The organism is Pseudomonas sp. MF6396, assembly GCF_002018915.1.
GTDB classification, from domain to species: Bacteria; Pseudomonadota; Gammaproteobacteria; order Pseudomonadales; family Pseudomonadaceae; genus Aquipseudomonas; species Aquipseudomonas palmensis.
Genome location: NZ_MVOK01000010.1, coordinates 57,453 through 75,644 on the forward strand (window position 1 = coordinate 57,453; position 18,192 = coordinate 75,644).

The window sequence follows — 18,192 nt, forward strand, 5'->3', positions numbered from 1 at the left end:
AAAAACGCCCCAAACCTGTCGGGGCGTTTCTACAGCAGGGGCGAGCCCTTGCTTACTTGCCAGCCCAGCGCTTGAGCACCAGGGTGGCATTGGTGCCGCCGAAACCGAAGCTGTTGCTCATCACGGTGTCGATCTTGGCATTTTCGCGGGTTTCGCGCAGAACTGGCAGGTCGGCCACTTCCGGGTCCAGCTCGTCGATGTTGGCGGAGCCGGCAATGAAGTTGCCTTCCATCATCAGCATGCAGTAGATCGCCTCGTGAACGCCGGCAGCGCCCAGCGAGTGGCCCGACAGGCTCTTGGTGGAGCTGATGGCCGGGGCCTTGTCGCCGAACACTTCACGCACACCCTTCATTTCGGCAACGTCACCGACCGGGGTCGAGGTGCCGTGGGTGTTCAGGTAGTCGATCGGGGTGTCGACGGTGGACAGCGCCTGCTGCATGCAGCGGATCGCGCCTTCGCCACTTGGGGCAACCATGTCGTAACCGTCGGAGGTCGCGCCGTAGCCAACGATTTCGGCGTAGATCTTCGCGCCACGGGCCAGAGCGTGCTCCAGCTCCTCGACCACTACCATGCCGCCACCGCCGGCGATGACGAAACCGTCACGGTCGGCATCGTAGGCGCGCGAGGCTTTTTCCGGGGTGTCGTTGCGCTTGCTGGACAGTGCGCCCATGGCGTCGAACAGGAACGACTGGCTCCAGTGCTCTTCTTCACCGCCACCGGCGAACACCACGTCCTGCTTGCCCATCTGGATCTGTTCCATCGCGGTACCGATGCAGTGCGCGCTGGTGGCGCACGCCGAGGCGATGGAGTAGTTCAGGCCCTTGATCTTGAACGGGGTGGCCAGGCACGCCGACACGGTGCTGCTCATGGTGCGGGTAACGCGGTATGGGCCGACGCGCTTGACGCCTTTTTCGCGCAGGATGTCCAGCGCTTCCATCTGGTTCAGGGTCGAGGCGCCGCCGGAACCGGCGATCAGACCGGTGCGCGGGTTGGACACCTGCTCTTCGCTCAGGCCCGAGTCCTTGATCGCGTCCTGCATCGCCAGGTAGGCGTAGGCGGCTGCGTGGCCGACGAAGCGATAGACCTTGCGGTCGATCAGCTCTTCGAGGTTGAGGTCGATGGAACCGGAAACCTGGCTGCGCAGCCCCATTTCCTTGTATTCCGGGTTGAAACGGATGCCCGGACGGCTTTTACGCAGGTTTTCGGAGACGGTCTCTTTGTCATTGCCCAGGCACGATACGATGCCCAGACCTGTGATTACGACGCGGCGCATGCGAATAACCCTTAGAAATTTTCAGTGGAGGTAAATACACCGACCCGAAGGCCTTCGGCGGTGTAGATCTCGCGGCCGTCGACGCTGACCGAGCCATCGGCGATGGCCATGTTCAGCTTGCCTTTCAGGACGCGCTTGATGTGGATGTTATAGGTGACTTTCTTGGCGGTCGGCAGTACCTGACCGAAGAACTTCACTTCGCCCGAACCCAGGGCCCGGCCACGGCCTGGCAGGCCTTGCCAGCCCAGGAAGAATCCGACCAGCTGCCACATGGCATCCAGGCCCAGGCAGCCTGGCATCACCGGGTCGCCTTCGAAATGGCAGGCGAAGAACCACAGGTCTGGACTGATATCCAGCTCGGCGACCAACTCACCTTTGCCGTACTTGCCACCCTCTTGGCTGATGTGCGTGATGCGATCCACCATCAGCATGTTAGGGGCGGGCAGTTGCGCGTTACCTGGGCCGAACAGCTCACCGCGACTGCAGCGCAGCAGGTCTTCCCGGGTAAAGGCGTTTTGTTTGGTCATGCGAGCTCCTCAATAGTCACCGTGCGGCACGGGGTAGATCTTCCCGACCGACCCAAAAGCCTCAGGCTTGGGGCGGCAGCCTACACATAGACTATTGCGTTGTAGTGAAAGTCACAGCACAGGGGACGAAGATGTACACTTGTGCACTGAAATTTTTATGACAAGCCCGGCAAGGGCCCGGTTCAGTCTGTAAGACTGCCGCACTTTAGCATTTATCGCCAGTCACAGATGCCTGTGCGGGCAGCCAGCGTTGCAGAATCTGCTGCAGATCAATGCGTTTGAACGGCTTGGTCAGGTAGTCGTTCATGCCGGCAGCCAGGCAGCGTTCGCGATCGCCCTGCAGCGCGTTGGCAGTCAGGGCGATGATCGGCATGGCTGCGGCATGGGGGATCTGGCGGATGCGCTGGGTGGCCTCGTAGCCGTCGATGACCGGCAGGCGGCAATCCATCAGCGTGGCGGCAAAGCGCTGGCGGCTGGCCAGCGCCACCGCCTGGGCGCCATCGGCGGCCACGCACACCTCGAACCCCAGGCTGCGCAGCATGGCCTGGGTCACGGCCTGGTTCACCGGGTTGTCCTCCACCAGCAGGATGCGCCGGCCCTGGCCAGGGTCACTGTTGTCGGCCCTGGGCGCAGGCAGCGTGGGGTTCTGCTGCATGCATAGCGCCAGCGGCATTTCCAGGGTAAAGGTCGAGCCCCTGCCTTCACGGCTTTCGGCACGCAGCGTGCCGCCCATGCGCTCGGTCAGGGTGCGGGCGATAGACAGCCCCAGGCCGGTACCGCCGTAACGTCGTGAAATAGAACTGTCGGCCTGCTGGAAGGCAACGAACATGGTTTCCAGGCGCTCGCTGTCGATACCGATGCCGGTATCGCGCACCGCACAGGTGAACCAGATCAGTTGTCGGTCCAGTACCTGCCAGCGCGGTTCGATCTGCACGCTGCCGTGTTCGGTGAACTTCAGCGCGTTGCCGATCAGGTTCACCAGCACCTGGCGGATGCGGGTCGGGTCGCCGGCCACGCGCAACTGTTCCATGCCCGGCGGCAGTGGCGCCAGCAGCAGCAATCCGCGCTGCTGGGCGACATGCTGGAACGACTGTGTGCAACTGCCCAGCAGCTCGGCCAGGTTGAACTCGATGTGCTCCAGCTCCAGCGTCGTGCGCTCGATCCGCGAGAAGTCGAGGATGTCGTTGATCACCTTGAGCAGATGGCCGGTGGACTCGCTGGCCACGGCCGCGTACTCGCTCTGTTCTTCGCTCAGCGCGGTGGTCTGCAGCAGTTGCAGCATGCCCAGCACCCCGTTCATGGGGGTGCGCAGCTCGTGGCTCATCATCGCCAGGAAGTCCGACTTGGCCTTGTTCGCCTGTTCCGCTTCCTCGCGGGCCTGGATCAGCTGGGCGATGGCCTGTTGCTGCTCGTGGCTGGCCTGTGCCAGGCCGCTGGCCAGGTTGTTGATGTGGCGGGCCAGGTGGCCCAGCTCGCTGTCGTCGACCACCGGCAGCGGCGCATTGAAGTCGCCTTTCTGGATGGCCTTGACCGCGTGCCCCATGTCGCTGATCGGACGCGACAGGCTGCGCGCCAGGCGCCGTGCGAGGATGAAGGTGAACAGCAGGGCGAACAGGGCCAGGATCGCGGCCTTGATCACGATTTCCTGCTGGCGCTGGTTGAAGGCGTCATCGGACATGCCCACGATCACCCGGCCCAGGTAATCGTCCTTGCGGGTCGAGGCCGAGCCACCGTTGTGCAGGAAATCGCTGTCCAGAAAGATCCGCTGCAGGCGGATAGGCGCCTGGAACACCTCGACCTGCTGGGGGCGGTTCTCGTGCTCGTCGGCCTGCTCGACATACACCAGGAGGTGGTTTTCGCTGTCCTGCACTTCGAGAAAGCGCACATGCGGGATGGTCAGGGTGGCGCGCATCAGGCTCTCGAGCACTTCGTCATTGCCCGAAATGACCCCGTATTCCGAGGCCGGTGCCAGCTGGTTGGCGATCAGCTGGCCGGTATGGTTGAGCTCCTGGCGCAAGTCCTGGATGCGCACGAAGGTGAAGAAGCTGATCAGCAGCAACGTCAGCAGCAGGGCCGGCCCCAGGCTGATGATCTGGGTGCGGGTACTGATGTCCCAGGTCAGTTTTTTCATCGGTGCTTCTCTCCTGCGGCCACGGCCTGCTGTGCGGCCACCGGGTCTATCGCCTCGATGCCCAGGGCTCGGGCCACCTGCTGGTTGCCGGCCACGCGAAATCGCTCGGGGTACAACGTCCGCGGCCAGGCCGCCGGCGGCTGGTCGAGCAGGCGGTCGAGCACCGCCAGCCAGTCATGCTGGTCGCTCAGGGTACTGGCCAGCCCGCCGGCGCGCACGAACCCGGCATTCGGACCGATCAGCGGGACCTGGCGTGCATAGCTGCTCAGCAGCAGGTGCTTGGCCGTGGTGGCGTTGTACAGCAGTGGGTCGTCCAGGCCCAGTAGCACATCGCTGTTTTTGAGCACGGCCTGCAGCGGCCGATTGTCACGCGGGTCGGGCCAGGCCTGGGCGATGATCTCAAGGCGCAGCGCCTTGGCCGCCTGGCGCAGCTCGTCGAGCAGGAACCGGCTGTTCTCGGTATATAGCACACCAATGCGCCTGGCCTGGGGCAGCAGGTAGTGGGACAGGCGCAACTGACGCGCGGGCGGCGGGTCGCTCCACAGCAGGCTCAGGTAGGACGGGCGTCGGTCGCCCAGGTGCCGGCTGGCCTGTACCCGGCTGACCCGCAAGGCCAGCGTCGGCGGGCCTTCGGCCTGTTTCAGGCGCCAGTCCAGTGCGGCCAGGTCGAGCAGAATCAGGCGCGTGCCCGGCTTGAGCCTGTGCCCGGCAGGCAGTTCTGACACGGCGGTGAAGCGCACGTGATCGGTGGGGCGCTGCGCGCGCAGGGCGGTGACGAAGTCGCGCACGCCTGCATTGCCCTGGGCGGCGGTAACCAGAATGTCTGCGGCCGCCAGTGCGCTCAGCGGCCACGCCAGCATCAGCACCAGGCAAGCGTGCAGCAGGCGCATCAGAATTCCAGCTCCGCGCTCAGGTACAGCACCTGCCGGCTGTCGTAGCGGTTCTGCCAGTTGCTGGTGGGCTCGTCATCCAGGCGTTGCTGAAGCATCCCGGCCAGCTCGAGGCTGGCGTTGCGGATGGGGATGCGCCTGGCCACGCGCAGGTCGACACGCTCGAAGCGGTACTGGTTGAGGGCGTCGTCGCCGTAGTAGAACACTGCGCTCGACCAGCCTCGGCCCCAGTCGCGCAGCCAGCCGGCCGAGCCGCTGTTGCGTGCGCTGAGGTGGCGGTCATCGGGGTTGCTGGCCCAGGCATCCACATAGGCGTAGGTCAGGCGCAGGCGGTCGGCACTGCGCAGTTGCCAGTCCAGTTGCGCCTCGCTGCCGGTGAAACGCGCCTTGTTGGCGTTGCTGGGGATGGGCCGGTTGTTGCGCAGCGGTTCGCTGACCATGCCGGTGAGCTGGTCATGGAACAGCTTGATGTCCAGGCTCAGGCCGATTTCGCTGAAAAAGCCGTTGTAGCCCAGCTCCTGCGAGCGCATGCGTTCCTGGTCGAGGTCGCCCGGGCCGCGGGTGGTGACGAAGTACTCGGCGTGGCGCTGGCCGAAGGCGGCCGGGCGCAGGTTGTCGACGCGGTAGCTCCAGTTGACGTTGTTCTCGAACATGTCCGGCGAGCGTACCGCCTCCGAGTACACCGCACGCAGGCCGTGGCGCGGGGTGATCAGGTAGTTCACGGCCAGGCGCGGGGCCAGCGAGCTGCCCGCCAGCCGGGTATCCTCGAACATCGCGCCGCCCTGCACGATCCAGTGTTCGTCGGCGCGCCACTCGAGCTGGCCGAACAGGCGCCAGGTGGTGTCGTCGAGGCTGCCATCGTAGTAGGTCTGCGAGTCGGCCCGGTCGTAGCGGTAGGCGATTCCGCTGACCAGGCGCAGGCTGTCGCTCAGGCTCAGGGTGTCCTGCAGCTCCAGGTCCAGGCGGCTTTCGCGGGTACTCTGGTCGATGTCGCCGCACACCGGGTTGGCACCGCCGTTGTGCCACTGCTGGCGGACCTCGCGGGCCAGCGCCTGCTCCTGGTCGCTGCCGGGAGGAATCGGCGCGTCGATGTTGCGGGCCAGGCGTTCGGTATAGCCCGGGTTGAGCCGCCACAGCTGCGCCAGTTGCGGGCTGAAGGCGATGGCCGCATCGCACGCGCTCCACACCTGCTGGCGATCCCAGTGCAGCGCCGAACCCTGCAGGTACAGGCTGTGCCGCGGGTCCAGGTCGATGTTCCAGCGTACCGAGGCGGCGTAGTCCTTGGCATTCACGTCGGCGTTCGCCCCTGCGCCGCTAACGCCGGGGAACACCGGGGTATAGGCATAGGGGCGCTGCTCGCTGCCTTCCTTGGCGGAAAACTGCCAGTCCAGGCTCTGCTCGGCGTTCAGCGCATGGCTGGCGCTCAGGCTCAGGCGGGTCAGGCGGCGGCCATCGCGGTAGTGCTGGCCCTGCGCGTTGTGGTCAAAGCCGTCGTCCTGCTGGCCCGACAGCGACAGGCGCAGGTCGCCGCCTTCCCAGCCCAGGCCCTGGCTGGCGTACCAGTCGTCGATGCCGCGCTGGCCGCGGATCACCTTGAGCCGCGTGCCATGGCTGTCGGCCGGGCTGCGGGTGAGGATGTTGACCACCGCCATCAGTGCATTGGCGCCATAGCTGACGGTGTTGGGCCCGCGGAACACCTCGATGCGCTCGATATCCTCCAGTGCCAGCGGTATATCGCCCCAGTCCACCGTCGCCAGCCCCGCGCGGTACACCGAACGGCCATCGACCAGCACCTGCATGCGCCGCGCATCGTTGACGCTGCTGCCGTGGTAGTTGGCCGCCGGCTGGTTGCCCGCGCCGTAGCCGACCATCATGCCGGGCACCAGGCGCAGCAGTTCGGGTACGTTGCGCGCGCCGCTGGCGCGGATCAGCTCACTGTCGAGCACGCTCATGCTGCCGGGCACCGCCGCCGGCGACTGCCTGAGGCGGGTGGCGGTCAGGATCTGCGGCAGCGCCTGGCTGTCGACGAACAGGTCGTCCGCCACCGCCGGACCGCCCAGCAGGGCAGTCAGCAGAACCAGCGGGCGCGAGGGGGGAGGGCCAAGATGCACGGCGCGGCCTTGATGGCGGGTATCGAGCGGGCATGTTAACCGAGTAGCCGGCTTTTTCCAGCGATCAAACCCGCATTGCTGCGGTCCAATCGCACATCTGGCGCTGGCCGTGGCCTTAACCCTCCGTATAATGCGGGGGTCGCCACTTTATTGGTTTTAACGGATTGGATATGACTGAACAGCAGCCTGTTGCAGTTCTTGGAGGCGGGAGCTTTGGTACCGCCGTGGCGAACCTGCTGGCCGAGAATGGTGTCGAGGTACGGCAGTGGATGCGCGACCCCGAGCAAGCCGAGGCCATGCGCAACAACCGCGAAAACCCGCGCTACCTCAAGGGCGTGAAGATCCACCCGGGCGTCGAGCCGGTCAACGACCTGCTGGCCACCCTGCAGGCCTGCGAGCTGATCTTCGTCGCCTTGCCGTCCAGCGCCCTGCGCAGCGTGCTGGCGCCCCATGCCGAGCTGCTGAGCAACAAGCTGCTGGTGAGCCTGACCAAGGGCATCGAGGCGCACACCTTCAAGCTGATGAGCCAGATTCTCGAAGAGATCGCCCCACAGGCGCGCATCGGCGTGCTCTCCGGGCCCAACCTGGCCCGCGAGGTCGCCGAGCACGCGCTGACCGCCACCGTGGTCGCCAGCGAGGACGAGCAGCTGTGCCAGCGGGTCCAGGCCGTGCTGCACGGGCGTACTTTCCGTGTCTATGCCAGCAACGACCGCTTTGGCGTCGAGCTGGGCGGCGCCCTGAAGAACGTCTATGCCATCATCGCCGGCATGGCGGTGGCGCTGGGCATGGGCGAGAACACCAAGAGCATGCTGATCACCCGCGCGCTGGCCGAGATGACCCGCTTCGCCGTCAGCCAGGGCGCCAACCCGATGACGTTCCTGGGCCTGGCCGGTGTCGGCGACCTGATCGTCACCTGCTCTTCGCCCAAGAGCCGCAACTACCAGGTCGGCCATGCCCTGGGCCAGGGGCTGAGCCTGGACGAGGCGGTAAACCGCCTGGGCGAGGTGGCCGAAGGGGTCAACACCCTCAAGGTGCTCAAGGCCAAGGCCGAGCAAGTGCAGGTGTACATGCCGCTGGTAGCCGGCCTGCATGCCATCCTGTTCGAAGGCCGGACCCTGAGCCAGGTGATCGAGCTGCTGATGCGCGGCGAGCCGAAAACCGACGTCGACTTCATTTCCACCAGCGGTTTCAACTGAATTACAGGAGCAGGGCATGAACGAGTCCCCAAAACAGGCGCAGCGCGAATCGATCATCTTGCGTGTGCTGTGGATGCTGGTGTTCCTACTGGTATGGCAACTGGCCGAGCTGCTGCTGGGTGGCCTGGTGGTGGTGCAACTGGTGTACCGGCTGATCTACGGCGCACCCAGTGCCAGCCTGATGAACTTCGGCGACAGCCTGAGCCAGTTTCTGGCCCAGATCGGTCGCTTCGGCAGTTTCCACACCGACCAGAAGCCCTGGCCGTTCGCCGACTGGCCCACCCCGCGCGCGCCGGAAGGCGAAACCGCCCACAGCGTGCCGCCTGCGCCACACCCGGCGCGTGACGAAGAGCCCAAGCTGTGAGGCTGTGGGTACTGCGCCACGGTGAAGCCGAGCCCCGCGCCAACAGCGACGCCGAACGCCGGCTGACCGCCCACGGTCGCGAGCAGGTGCTGCGCAGTGCCGCCCAGTTGCTCGGCTGCGCGCCGCAGGTGATCCTGGCCAGCCCCTATGTACGCGCGCAGCAGACCGCTGCGCTGGTCCACGAGGCGCTGGGTTTGGACAAGCCGGTGCAGACCGTGCCCTGGCTCACCCCCGAAAGCGACCCGCAGCAGGTCATCGCCGAGCTGGACAGGCTGGGGGTGGAGCAGGTGCTGCTGGTCAGCCATCAACCGCTGGTGGGCACGCTGGTGTGCCTGCTCGAACATGGCCACCGCAAGGACCCCGCACCCATGGGCACCGCCAGCCTGGCCGAACTCGACGGCGACCACCCCCTGGCCGGGCTGATGACACTGCGCAGTCTCACTCCCACCTGATCGCCAACCACGACAAGGAATGCTGCATGAGCCTCTGGAAAACCCAACCCGATATCGACCAGCTCAACGCCCGCCAGAAAGGCACCATCGGCGAAGTGCTGGATATTCGCTTCGAAGGCTTCACCGACGACTCCCTGAGCGCCAGCATGGTCGTCGACCAGCGCACCCACCAGCCGTTCGGCCTGCTGCACGGCGGCGCCTCGGTGGTGCTGGCCGAGAGCGTCGGCTCCATGGCCAGCTACCTGTGTATCGACACCACGCGCTTCTATTGCGTGGGCCTGGAGATCAACGCCAACCACCTGCGCGGTGTGCGCAGCGGGCGCGTCACGGCCACTGCCCGGCCCGTGCACATTGGCCGCAGCACCCATGTGTGGGACATCCGCCTGAGCACCGAAGACGGCAAGCTCAACTGCATCTCGCGCCTGACCATCGCCGTCATCGCGCTGGGCGACAACCCACCGGCGACCTGATATTTCTACCAGTTGTTGCCCATGCGCTGCCTTGCTAGCGTGCCCCCAGGACCCATCGGGGGCGCGAACAGGAGTTTGGCGATGAACACACCGGATCCGGAAATGGCAGGCTCGGCCTACTTCTACGACATCGTGCGCCAGGTCGAGCGTGCCCAGGCGCTGGATTTTGCCGAGTACAACGTGCTCAAGGACAGTGCCGAGGCCAAGCTCGACGAGTTGATGCGACGCCTGGAGGGGCTGCGCGAGCTCAGGCAATTGCGCGAGACGGGCCGCCTGATGGGGCATCAGTTGCAGGCCACCTGCCTGGCACTGCGCCGGGCCGAACTGAGCCGCGAGCACAAGCGCAAGGCACGTGATGCGCTCGAGTACCAGTTGCTGTACCTGCAGGCCTGCCTGCGCCGTTCGATTGCCAGCTTCGACGCGAATTGACCTGATCGTCGTGCTCCCTGGCCTGTACGGATGTTGCCGGGTGTTGCTGCGGCGGGGAAAATGGCCCGATTCCCCTTCGCGGACAGGCGACCATGACGCAGCAGATCTTCTTCGCCCATGCCAACGGCTTCCCCTCGGCCACCTACGGCAAGCTGTTCGCTGCGCTGGCCCCCGATTATCACGTCCCCCACCTGCCGCAGCACGCGCACGACCCGCGCTTTCCGGTCAACGACAACTGGCAGAACCTGGTCGATGAACTGATCCATCACCTGGAGCAGCAGCCCGAGCCGGTGTGGGGGGTAGGGCACTCGCTGGGCGGGGTGCTGCACCTGCACGCGGCGATGCGCTGCCCGCAGTACTACCGTGGGGTGGTGATGCTCGATTCGCCGGTGCTGACCCGAGCCGACGAGTGGCTGATCCAGCTGGCCAAGCGCTTTGGCTTCATTGACCGCATCACCCCGGCCGGCCGCACCCTGGGACGCCGCGAGGCGTTCGCCGACCGCGAGAGCGCCCGGGCCTACTTCACCGGCAAGGCGCTGTTTCGACAGTTCGACCCCGACTGCTTCGAGGCTTATCTGGAACATGGCCTGCAGGACGAGGGCGAGCAGTTGCGCCTGCGCTTCGACCCGGCCACCGAGATCAGCATCTATCGCAGCCTGCCCCACGTAAGCCCCGGCCCGGCCCGCCAGCTGACGCTGCCGCTGGCGATGGTGCGTGGCAGCCAGAGCCGCGTGGTACGCCGCCACCACGCGTATGCCGTGCGCAGCATGCCCAGGGGCGAGTTCCACAGCCTGCCGGGCGGGCACATGTTTCCGCTGGAGCGCCCGCATGACACCGCGAGCCTGATCAAGGGCCTGTTCGATCGCTGGCAGGAGGCGGTGCAATGAGTGGCGTGGAGGAAGTGCGCCTGAACCTGGGGCACATCAAACTGGCAGCGCACCTGTTCGGCCCGCAGCAGGGCATCCCGGTAATCGCCCTGCATGGCTGGCTCGACAACGCCAACACCTTCGCGCGCCTGGCGCCCCGGCTGCATGGGCTGCGCATCGTGGCACTGGACCTGGCCGGGCATGGCTATTCAGACCATCGGCCGGTGGGCGCCGGCTACGCGCTGTGGGACTACGCCCACGACGTGCTGCGGGTAGCCGAGCAACTGGGCTGGCAACGGTTTGCCCTGCTCGGGCACTCGCTGGGGGCGATCATCTCGGTGATCCTGGCCGGTGCCTTGCCCGAGCGGGTCACCCGCCTGGCGCTGATCGACGGGGTGATTCCGCCCGGCGCCGGCCCCCAGGACACGGCCGAGCGCATGGGCATGGCCTTGCAGGCGCAGTTGCGCCAGGGCGGCAAGGGCAAGACCGTCTACCCGACCCTGGAGCTGGCGGTGCAGGCGCGCATGCAGGGCATGGTCGCGGTCACCCGCGAGGCCGCCGAGCTGCTGGCCCAGCGCGGCCTGATGCCGGTGCCGGGTGGCTACACCTGGCGCAGCGACAGCCGCCTGACCCTGCCGTCGCCGCTGCGCATGAGCGAAGAACAGGCGCTGACCTTCGTGCGCCGCATCGCCTGTCCGACCCAACTGGTGGTGGCCGCCGACGGCATGCTGGCGCGCAACACCACCCTGCTCGAGCAGCTACCCTTCAAGCTGGAACAGCTGCCGGGCGGGCATCACCTGCACCTGAACGACGAGTCGGGCGCCAGCCTTGTTGCAGACTGTTTCAATCGCTTCTTTGCCATTTCTTGACTTGCGGCGGGCAACTGTCGAGGCTTGGCGGGTTGAACAGGGAGACAACCATGACCAAGCGCGACACCGTTGCACCTTTTTTCGCCATCGAGGCCCTTAGCGCCATGGCCCGCCAATGAGTATTTCGCGTCTGATTCGAACAGGCCTTGCCGGCCTGGCCGTGCTTGCCAGCACGCCACTGATGGCCGATCAACTGCCGATTCCGGTGGATGCCAAGGTAGTGGGCCAGACCAGTGCGCAGGAACTGGAGCAGGAACAGGAGCGGGTGTACCCCCTCGGTTCGCTGCGCAAGATCAGCAATGTGGTACGCATGGAGGGCAAGGTCGAGGGCCGCGGCAAGGTCAGCTATGCCACCTACCAGCTGCCGGCCGAGCGCAGTGCCAACGAAGCCTTTACCGCCGCCCGCGAAGCCTTGCAGACCGCAGGTGGCTATCCGCTGTTCTGGTGCCAGGGGCAGGACTGCGGTGAAAGCAGCCTGTGGTCGGCGCAGCTGGCCGGGCGATTCAACCTGACCGGTGCCGACAATCAGCAGGCGTTCATTCTGTTGCGCCGCTCCGGCGCCTCCAGCGACACCCTGGTTGCGCTGTACAGCATCACCAAGGGCAATCGGCGCGCGTACCTGCATGTCGAGGAGTTCGTGGCCAACGCACCGCTGGGCGAGGTGTTGCCCACGCCGGCCACCGTGCAGCGCGAACTGCTGAGCACCGGCAAGCTCGACTATGCCGACCTCAAGGGCGAACCGCAGCCGGCCTGGGTCAACCTGCTGTCGCGCAGCCTCAACCTGAACAGTACCTTGCGCGTGACCCTGACCGGCGCCCAGGCCGAGGCCTGGCGCGAGCAACTGGTCAAGGCCGGGGTGCGCGCAGCACGGCTTGAAGTGGGTACGCAGCCGGCTGCCGGGCTGCATGTCGAACTGATCCGCTGACCGGGGCCGCTATGCTCAACAACGATCGCCTGCTGGTGCAGATCATCCTTATCGGCCTGCTGGGGGCCGGTCTGTGGGTCATGGCCCCGTTCATTTCCGCGCTGCTTTGGGGGGCGATCCTGGCCTATGCCAGCTGGCCGCTGATGCGCCTGCTCACGCGCGTGCTCGGCGGGCGCGAAACCCTCGCGGCGAGTGTACTGACGGGCGTGTGGATGCTGCTGGTGGCATTGCCGCTGGTGTGGCTGGGCTTCAACCTGGCCGACCATATTCGTGATGCCACCGCATTCGTGCGCGACGTGCAGGTCGACGGCCTGCCCGATGCGCCGGCCTGGCTGGGCGGCATACCCTTCGTGGGGGAGCGCCTGGTCGGCTTCTGGGACACCCTCGACCAGCAGGGCGCGGCCATGCTGGCGGCGATCAAGCCACACCTGGGGCAGGTGGGCAACTGGTTGCTGGCCCGCAGTGCGCAGATCGGCGGCGGGATTCTCGAACTGACCCTGAGCCTGGTGTTCGTGTTCTTCTTCTACCGTGACGGGCCGCGGCTGTCGGCCTTCGTGCTGCGCCTGCTGAACCGCCTGATCGGCGAGCGCGCCGAATACTACCTGGACCTGGTGGCTGGCACCGTGCAACGGGTGGTCAACGGCGTGATCGGCACCGCAGCGGCGCAAGCCCTGCTGGCGCTGATCGGCTTCCTGATCGCCGGGGTGCCGGGCGCGCTGGTGCTGGGCCTGGTGACCTTCCTGCTCAGCCTGATCCCAATGGGGCCGCCGCTGGCCTGGGTGCCGGCCACCGCATGGCTGGCGTGGCAGGGCCAGTACGGCATGGCGGTGTTCCTGGGGATCTGGGGCACGTTCATCATCAGTGGCGTGGACAACGTGCTCAAGCCCTACCTGATCAGCCGGGGCGGCAACCTGCCGCTGGTGATCGTGCTGCTGGGGGTGTTTGGCGGGTTGCTGGCGTTCGGCTTCATCGGCCTGTTCATCGGCCCCACGCTGCTGGCAGTGGCCTACAGCCTGCTGCTGGACTGGACCCGCAGCGAGCCGCAGCACCCGCCGCGGGCCTGATCGCACCGGCCTGGCTGGCCGGGCCGCGCTTGCCAGGCGCCGGCCCTGCCGGCCAACGGGGCGTCCCAGCCATGCCGATTCGCTCTCTTTACGCATTCTTTATACCCAACCCTCGCTAGCCCTCTCGCTCCTTTACGCCCCCCCTCCCGACAATCACCGTCAGCGGCACCGTGCCGCGGGACGGAGATTCTTCATGAGCATTCTGGACGGGGTGTCACTGCTGCTGGCAGTGGCGTTGTTTGTGTACCTGATGGCCGCGCTGCTGCGCGCCGATCGCGGTTAGGAGCAGCCATGCACAGTTACGATTACGCATTGCTGCTGGGCTTTTTCGCCCTGGTGCTGCTGCCGGCGCCCTGGCTGGGCCGCTTCTACTACAAGGTGATGGAAGGCCAGCGCACCTGGCTGAGCCCGCTGCTGGGGCCGGTGGAGCGGGGCTGCTACCGGCTGGCCGGGGTCGACCCTGCCACCGAGCAGAGCTGGAAGACGTACGCCCTGGCGCTGCTTGCCTTCAACCTTGCAGGCTTCGGGCTGCTGTTTGCCGTATTGCTGCTGCAAGGGCACCTGCCGCTGAACCCGCAGCACCTGCCCGGCCAGGAGTGGTCGCTGGCGTTCAACACCGCCGTCAGCTTCATGACCAACACCAACTGGCAGTCCTACAGCGGCGAAGCCTCGCTCAGCTACCTGAGCCAGATGCTCGGCCTCACCGTGCAGAACTTCGTCAGCGCCGCCACCGGCCTTGCCGTGCTGGTCGCGCTGTGTCGTGGCATTGCTCGACGCTCGGCCAGCACCCTGGGCAACTTCTGGGTCGACATGACCCGCGCCACCCTCTACGGGCTGCTGCCGCTGTGCCTGCTGCTGGCGCTGCTGCTGGTATGGCAGGGCGTGCCGCAGACCTTCACCGATTATGTGCATGCACTGACCCTGCAGGGCGCCGACCAGGTGATCCCGCTGGGCCCGGCTGCCAGCCAGATCGCGATCAAGCAGCTGGGCACCAACGGCGGCGGCTTTTTCGGGGTGAACTCGGCGCACCCGTTCGAGAACCCCAGCGCCTGGAGCAACCTGTTCGAGGTGGCCTCGATCATCCTGATTCCGGTGGCCCTGGTGTTCACCTTCGGCCACTACGTCAAGGACCTGCGCCAGAGCCGCGCGATCATCGCCTGCATGCTTGCGCTGTTCGTGATCGGCGGCGCCACCGCGCTGTGGTCGGAGTACCAGCCCAACCCCACCCTGAACAGCCCGCTGGTGGAGCAGACCGCGCCGCTGGAAGGCAAGGAGAGCCGCTTCGGCACCACCGCCAGCGTGCTCTGGAGCGTGACCACCACCGCGGCCTCCAACGGCTCGGTGAACAACATGCACGACAGCCTCAACCCGCTCAGCGGCATGGTCGCGCTGGTCAACATGATGGTCGGCGAGGTGATTTTCGGCGGCGTCGGCGCCGGGCTCTACGGCATGCTGCTCAACGTGCTGATCGCGGTGTTCCTGGCCGGGCTGATGATCGGTCGTACCCCTGAATACCTGGGCAAGAAGCTGCAGGCCCGCGAGGTGCAACTACTGGTCGCCACACTGCTGGTGATGCCGGTGGGCGTGTTGGTGCTCGGCGCGCTGGCCACCAGCCTGCCGGGGCCTGCCGCCGCGGTCAGCAACCCGGGCCCGCACGGCTTCAGCCAGTTGCTGTACGCCTACACCTCGGCCAGTGCCAATAACGGCTCGGCGTTTGCCGGGCTGGGCGCCAACACCACCTTCCACAACCTGATGATCGGCCTGGGCATGTTGATCGGGCGCTTCGGCTACATCCTGCCGGTGCTGGCCCTGGCCGGCAGCCTGGCGCTGAAGAAGAGCGCGCCGGTGGGCCAGAACAGCTTCCCGACCCATGGCCCGCTGTTCGTCACGCTGTTGCTGGTGACCATCCTGCTGATCGGTGGCCTGACCTTCCTGCCGGCCCTGGCCCTGGGCCCGGTTGCTGAATACCTGAGCCTGGGCTTGTGAGGAGCCGACCATGAACCTGCCTGTTTCCGAAGTGAAGGCGGCCCCGTCCGCCACTGCCCGCACCACCTTCGCCGCGCTCTGGCGTCCGGCCCTGGTGCAGGCATTCGTCAAGCTCGACCCGCGCCAGCTCAAGCGCGCCCCGGTGATGCTGGTGGTGGAACTGACCGCTATCTTCACCACCCTGCTGTGCCTGCTGCCCAGCGACGTACCCACCGGCGTATCGGTGCAGATCGCCGTGTGGCTGTGGTTCACCGTGCTGTTCGCCAACTTCGCCGAGGCCCTGGCCGAAGGCCGTGGCAAGGCCCGCGCCGACAGCCTCAAGGCCGGCAGCCAGGGCCTGAACGCGCGGCGGCGCATGGCCTCGGGCGAGTTCGAGGTGGTGCCGGCCAGTGACCTGCGCAAGGGCGATGTGGTGCGTGTGGATGCCGGGGAGATGATCCCCGGTGACGGCGAGGTGATCGAAGGGATCGCCGCAGTCAACGAGGCGGCGATCACCGGCGAGTCCGCACCGGTGATCCGCGAGTCTGGCGGCGACCGCTCTGCGGTCACCGGCAACACCCGGCTGGTGTCCGACTGGCTGCTGGTGCAGATCACCAGCAACCCGGGCGAGTCGACCCTGGACCGCATGATCGCCCTGGTCGAGGGCGCCAAACGCCAGAAGACGCCCAACGAGGTGGCCCTGGACATCCTGCTGATCGGCCTGACGCTGATCTTCCTGGTGGTAGTGGTCACGCTGCAGCCCTTCGCGCACTTTGCCGGCGGCAGCATCCCGATGGTGTTTCTGGTGGCCTTGCTGGTGACCCTGATCCCCACCACCATCGGCGGCCTGCTGTCGGCCATCGGCATCGCCGGCATGGACCGCCTGGTACGGCTCAACGTGATTGCCCGTTCGGGGCGTGCAGTGGAAGCGGCCGGCGATGTGCACGTGCTGCTGCTGGACAAGACCGGCACCATCACCTTCGGCAACCGCCGTTGCAGTGCGGTGCACGCCGCCCCCGGCATCACTGCCCGCGAGCTGGGCGAGGGCGCCTTGCTGGCCTCGCTGGCCGACGACACCGCCGAAGGCAAGTCGATCGTCGACTACCTGCGCCAGTTGCATGACTTCACCCCACCCGACGCTGAACACCTGGTGCCGGTGGCCTTCAGCGCCGAAACCCGCCTGTCGGGCGTCGACTTCGGCGCCCAGCGCTACCGCAAGGGCGCGGTGGATTCGGTACTGGCGTTCGTCGGCATGCAGCGCCTGGACCTGCCGGCCGCCCTGGCCCGTGAAGTCGACCGCATTGCCCAGAGTGGCGGTACCCCGTTGCTGGTGTGCGTGGACAAGCGCCTGCTGGGCGTTATCCACCTCAAGGACGTGGTCAAGCCCGGCATTCGCGAGCGCTTCGCCGAGCTGCGCAAACTGGGCATTCGCACCGTGATGGTGACCGGCGACAACCCGCTGACCGCCGCGGCGATTGCCGCCGAGGCCGGGGTCGACGACGTGCTGGCCGAGGCCACGCCGGAGAAGAAGCTGGCACGCATTCGCCAGGAACAGAACGACGGGCGCCTGGTAGCCATGTGCGGCGACGGTGCCAACGACGCCCCGGCGCTGGCCCAGGCGGATGTCGGCATGGCCATGAATGACGGCACCCAGGCGGCCCGCGAGGCGGCCAACATGGTCGACCTGGACAGCGACCCGACCAAGTTGCTGGATGTGGTACAGGTGGGCAAGGAGCTGCTGGTGACCCGTGGCGCGCTCACCACCTTTTCCATTGCCAACGACGTGGCCAAGTACTTCGCCATCCTGCCGGCGCTGTTCGCTGCGATCTACCCGCAGCTGGGCGTGCTCAACCTGATGCAACTGGCCAGCCCGCAGAGCGCCATCGTCTCGGCGATCGTGTTCAACGCGCTGATCATCGTGGTGCTGATCCCGCTGGCGCTGCGCGGGGTACGGGTGCAGGCCGCCAGCGCTGCCCACCTGCTGCGGCGCAACCTGCTGATCTACGGTCTGGGCGGGCTGCTGGTGCCGTTCGTGGGGATCAAGCTGATCGATCTGGCGCTCAATGCGCTGCACCTTGTGTGAACTGGGAGATGAACATGACGACGCTAGTACGCCCGGCCCTGAGCCTGATTGTGCTGATGACCCTGATCACCGGCGCGGTGTACCCGCTGGTGGTCACCGGGGTCGCCCAGGTGGCGTTCCCCGAGCAGGCCAACGGCAGCCTGCTGCGCGACGACAGTGGCCAGGTGCGCGGCTCGCGCCTGCTGGCCCAGCCGTTCAGTGGCGCGGGCTGGTTCCAGTCGCGGCCCTCGGCGGCCGACTATGCCACGGTGTCCAGCGGTGCCAGCAACCTGGCGCCGAGCAACCCGGCGTTGGCCAAACGCGTGGGCGAGCAGGCCCAGGCGCTGTATGTGCCGGCACAAGCCCCGGTGCCGCTGGCGCTGCTGACCACCTCCGGCAGCGGCCTGGACCCGCACCTGCCGCCAGCAGCCGTGGCCTATCAGCTGGCGCGGGTGGCAGCGGCGCGGCAATTGCCGCTGCCCACCTTGCAAGCCCTGGTGGAGCAGTCCACCCTGCACCCACTGGTGGGGCCGCCGGTGGTCAATATCCTGGCCCTGAATGCGGCCCTCGACCAGCTCGCACCTGCTTCGAAATAAGG

18 protein-coding genes are annotated in these 18,192 nt (G+C 66.6%); 13 read left to right on the top strand and 5 right to left on the bottom strand.

What is annotated here, in order from left to right:
• Positions 1-52 precede the first annotated feature (52 nt).
• From fabB to MF6396_RS12350, 5 genes are all read right to left on the bottom strand, one after another.
• A complete protein-coding gene (gene fabB, locus MF6396_RS12330) occupies positions 53-1,273 on the bottom strand; it encodes a beta-ketoacyl-ACP synthase I (RefSeq protein ID WP_054915677.1) in 1,221 nt (406 codons plus the stop codon).
• Between the two features lie 11 nt (positions 1,274-1,284).
• Positions 1,285-1,800, bottom strand: coding sequence for a 3-hydroxyacyl-[acyl-carrier-protein] dehydratase FabA (gene fabA / locus MF6396_RS12335; protein ID WP_043863120.1), 516 nt, complete (start codon positions 1,798-1,800; stop codon positions 1,285-1,287).
• 205 nt (positions 1,801-2,005) lie between these two features.
• Positions 2,006-3,931: an ATP-binding protein gene (locus tag MF6396_RS12340; protein ID WP_078480463.1), complete on the bottom strand. Its 1,926-nt coding sequence runs from the start codon at positions 3,929-3,931 to the stop codon at positions 2,006-2,008.
• Positions 3,928-4,821 (bottom strand): ABC transporter substrate-binding protein, encoded by an 894-nt coding sequence (locus MF6396_RS12345; protein WP_078480464.1) that lies wholly within the window; start codon positions 4,819-4,821, stop codon positions 3,928-3,930. Before MF6396_RS12345 ends, MF6396_RS12340 begins: the two co-directional genes overlap by 4 nt.
• A complete protein-coding gene (locus MF6396_RS12350; protein ID WP_078480465.1) occupies positions 4,821-6,932 on the bottom strand; it encodes a TonB-dependent receptor plug domain-containing protein in 2,112 nt (703 codons plus the stop codon). The genes MF6396_RS12345 and MF6396_RS12350 overlap by 1 nt, the downstream gene beginning before the upstream one ends.
• Before the next feature lie 170 nt (positions 6,933-7,102).
• On the opposite strand from MF6396_RS12350, the gene MF6396_RS12355 reads away from it, so the two are divergent.
• From MF6396_RS12355 to kdpC, 13 genes are all read left to right on the top strand, one after another.
• The gene (locus MF6396_RS12355; RefSeq protein WP_043863116.1) at positions 7,103-8,128 is read left to right on the top strand and encodes an NAD(P)H-dependent glycerol-3-phosphate dehydrogenase; all 1,026 of its coding nucleotides are present in this window, start codon (positions 7,103-7,105) and stop codon (positions 8,126-8,128) included.
• A 16-nt stretch (positions 8,129-8,144) separates the two neighbouring features.
• Positions 8,145-8,492, top strand: coding sequence for a DUF4389 domain-containing protein (locus MF6396_RS12360; RefSeq protein WP_078480467.1), 348 nt, complete (start codon positions 8,145-8,147; stop codon positions 8,490-8,492).
• Entirely contained in the window at positions 8,489-8,944 is a 456-nt protein-coding gene (sixA, locus tag MF6396_RS12365; RefSeq protein WP_078480469.1) for a phosphohistidine phosphatase SixA, read from the top strand. Before MF6396_RS12360 ends, sixA begins: the two co-directional genes overlap by 4 nt.
• Positions 8,945-8,970: 26 nt before the next feature.
• Positions 8,971-9,414 carry a hotdog fold thioesterase gene (locus MF6396_RS12370; RefSeq protein WP_043863113.1) on the top strand — a complete coding sequence of 148 codons (444 nt, stop codon included), beginning with the start codon at positions 8,971-8,973 and terminating at the stop codon, positions 9,412-9,414.
• A gap of 81 nt (positions 9,415-9,495) precedes the next feature.
• Positions 9,496-9,843, top strand: a complete 348-nt coding sequence (locus MF6396_RS12375; RefSeq protein WP_043863112.1) for a hypothetical protein — start codon at positions 9,496-9,498, stop codon at positions 9,841-9,843.
• 92 nt (positions 9,844-9,935) lie between these two features.
• Positions 9,936-10,730 carry an alpha/beta fold hydrolase gene (locus MF6396_RS12380; protein WP_078480470.1) on the top strand — a complete coding sequence of 265 codons (795 nt, stop codon included), beginning with the start codon at positions 9,936-9,938 and terminating at the stop codon, positions 10,728-10,730.
• Entirely contained in the window at positions 10,727-11,578 is an 852-nt protein-coding gene (locus MF6396_RS12385; RefSeq protein WP_078480472.1) for an alpha/beta hydrolase, read from the top strand. Before MF6396_RS12380 ends, MF6396_RS12385 begins: the two co-directional genes overlap by 4 nt.
• A 115-nt stretch (positions 11,579-11,693) precedes the next feature.
• On the top strand, positions 11,694-12,503 hold the full coding sequence (locus MF6396_RS12390) for a DUF4892 domain-containing protein (RefSeq protein WP_043863109.1): 810 nt from the start codon (positions 11,694-11,696) through the stop codon (positions 12,501-12,503).
• A gap of 11 nt (positions 12,504-12,514) precedes the next feature.
• The gene (locus MF6396_RS12395; RefSeq protein ID WP_043863108.1) at positions 12,515-13,567 is read left to right on the top strand and encodes an AI-2E family transporter; all 1,053 of its coding nucleotides are present in this window, start codon (positions 12,515-12,517) and stop codon (positions 13,565-13,567) included.
• 193 nt (positions 13,568-13,760) lie between these two features.
• A complete protein-coding gene (kdpF, locus tag MF6396_RS12400) occupies positions 13,761-13,850 on the top strand; it encodes a K(+)-transporting ATPase subunit F (protein WP_043863107.1) in 90 nt (29 codons plus the stop codon).
• Between the two features lie 8 nt (positions 13,851-13,858).
• Positions 13,859-15,553, top strand: a complete 1,695-nt coding sequence (kdpA, locus tag MF6396_RS12405; RefSeq protein ID WP_078480473.1) for a potassium-transporting ATPase subunit KdpA — start codon at positions 13,859-13,861, stop codon at positions 15,551-15,553.
• A 10-nt stretch (positions 15,554-15,563) separates the two neighbouring features.
• Positions 15,564-17,615, top strand: a complete 2,052-nt coding sequence (kdpB, locus tag MF6396_RS12410; RefSeq protein ID WP_078480474.1) for a potassium-transporting ATPase subunit KdpB — start codon at positions 15,564-15,566, stop codon at positions 17,613-17,615.
• A 14-nt stretch (positions 17,616-17,629) separates the two neighbouring features.
• A complete protein-coding gene (kdpC, locus tag MF6396_RS12415) occupies positions 17,630-18,190 on the top strand; it encodes a potassium-transporting ATPase subunit KdpC (protein ID WP_078480533.1) in 561 nt (186 codons plus the stop codon).
• The last annotated feature ends 2 nt before the right edge of the window (positions 18,191-18,192 follow it).

Bases quoted from the DNA above. Each gene is read 5' to 3' on its own strand.
- fabB (WP_054915677.1), bottom strand. From the start codon at position 1,273: ATGCGCCGCGTCGTAATCACAGGTCTGGGCATCGTATCGTGCCTGGGC.
- fabA (WP_043863120.1), bottom strand. From the start codon at position 1,800: ATGACCAAACAAAACGCCTTTACCCGGGAAGACCTGCTGCGCTGCAGT.
- MF6396_RS12340 (WP_078480463.1), bottom strand. From the start codon at position 3,931: ATGAAAAAACTGACCTGGGACATCAGTACCCGCACCCAGATCATCAGC.
- MF6396_RS12345 (WP_078480464.1), bottom strand. From the start codon at position 4,821: ATGCGCCTGCTGCACGCTTGCCTGGTGCTGATGCTGGCGTGGCCGCTG.
- MF6396_RS12355 (WP_043863116.1), top strand. From the start codon at position 7,103: ATGACTGAACAGCAGCCTGTTGCAGTTCTTGGAGGCGGGAGCTTTGGT.
- MF6396_RS12360 (WP_078480467.1), top strand. From the start codon at position 8,145: ATGAACGAGTCCCCAAAACAGGCGCAGCGCGAATCGATCATCTTGCGT.
- MF6396_RS12370 (WP_043863113.1), top strand. From the start codon at position 8,971: ATGAGCCTCTGGAAAACCCAACCCGATATCGACCAGCTCAACGCCCGC.
- MF6396_RS12375 (WP_043863112.1), top strand. From the start codon at position 9,496: ATGAACACACCGGATCCGGAAATGGCAGGCTCGGCCTACTTCTACGAC.
- MF6396_RS12380 (WP_078480470.1), top strand. From the start codon at position 9,936: ATGACGCAGCAGATCTTCTTCGCCCATGCCAACGGCTTCCCCTCGGCC.
- MF6396_RS12385 (WP_078480472.1), top strand. From the start codon at position 10,727: ATGAGTGGCGTGGAGGAAGTGCGCCTGAACCTGGGGCACATCAAACTG.
- MF6396_RS12390 (WP_043863109.1), top strand. From the start codon at position 11,694: ATGAGTATTTCGCGTCTGATTCGAACAGGCCTTGCCGGCCTGGCCGTG.
- MF6396_RS12395 (WP_043863108.1), top strand. From the start codon at position 12,515: ATGCTCAACAACGATCGCCTGCTGGTGCAGATCATCCTTATCGGCCTG.
- kdpF (WP_043863107.1), top strand. From the start codon at position 13,761: ATGAGCATTCTGGACGGGGTGTCACTGCTGCTGGCAGTGGCGTTGTTT.
- kdpA (WP_078480473.1), top strand. From the start codon at position 13,859: ATGCACAGTTACGATTACGCATTGCTGCTGGGCTTTTTCGCCCTGGTG.
- kdpB (WP_078480474.1), top strand. From the start codon at position 15,564: ATGAACCTGCCTGTTTCCGAAGTGAAGGCGGCCCCGTCCGCCACTGCC.
- kdpC (WP_078480533.1), top strand. From the start codon at position 17,630: ATGACGACGCTAGTACGCCCGGCCCTGAGCCTGATTGTGCTGATGACC.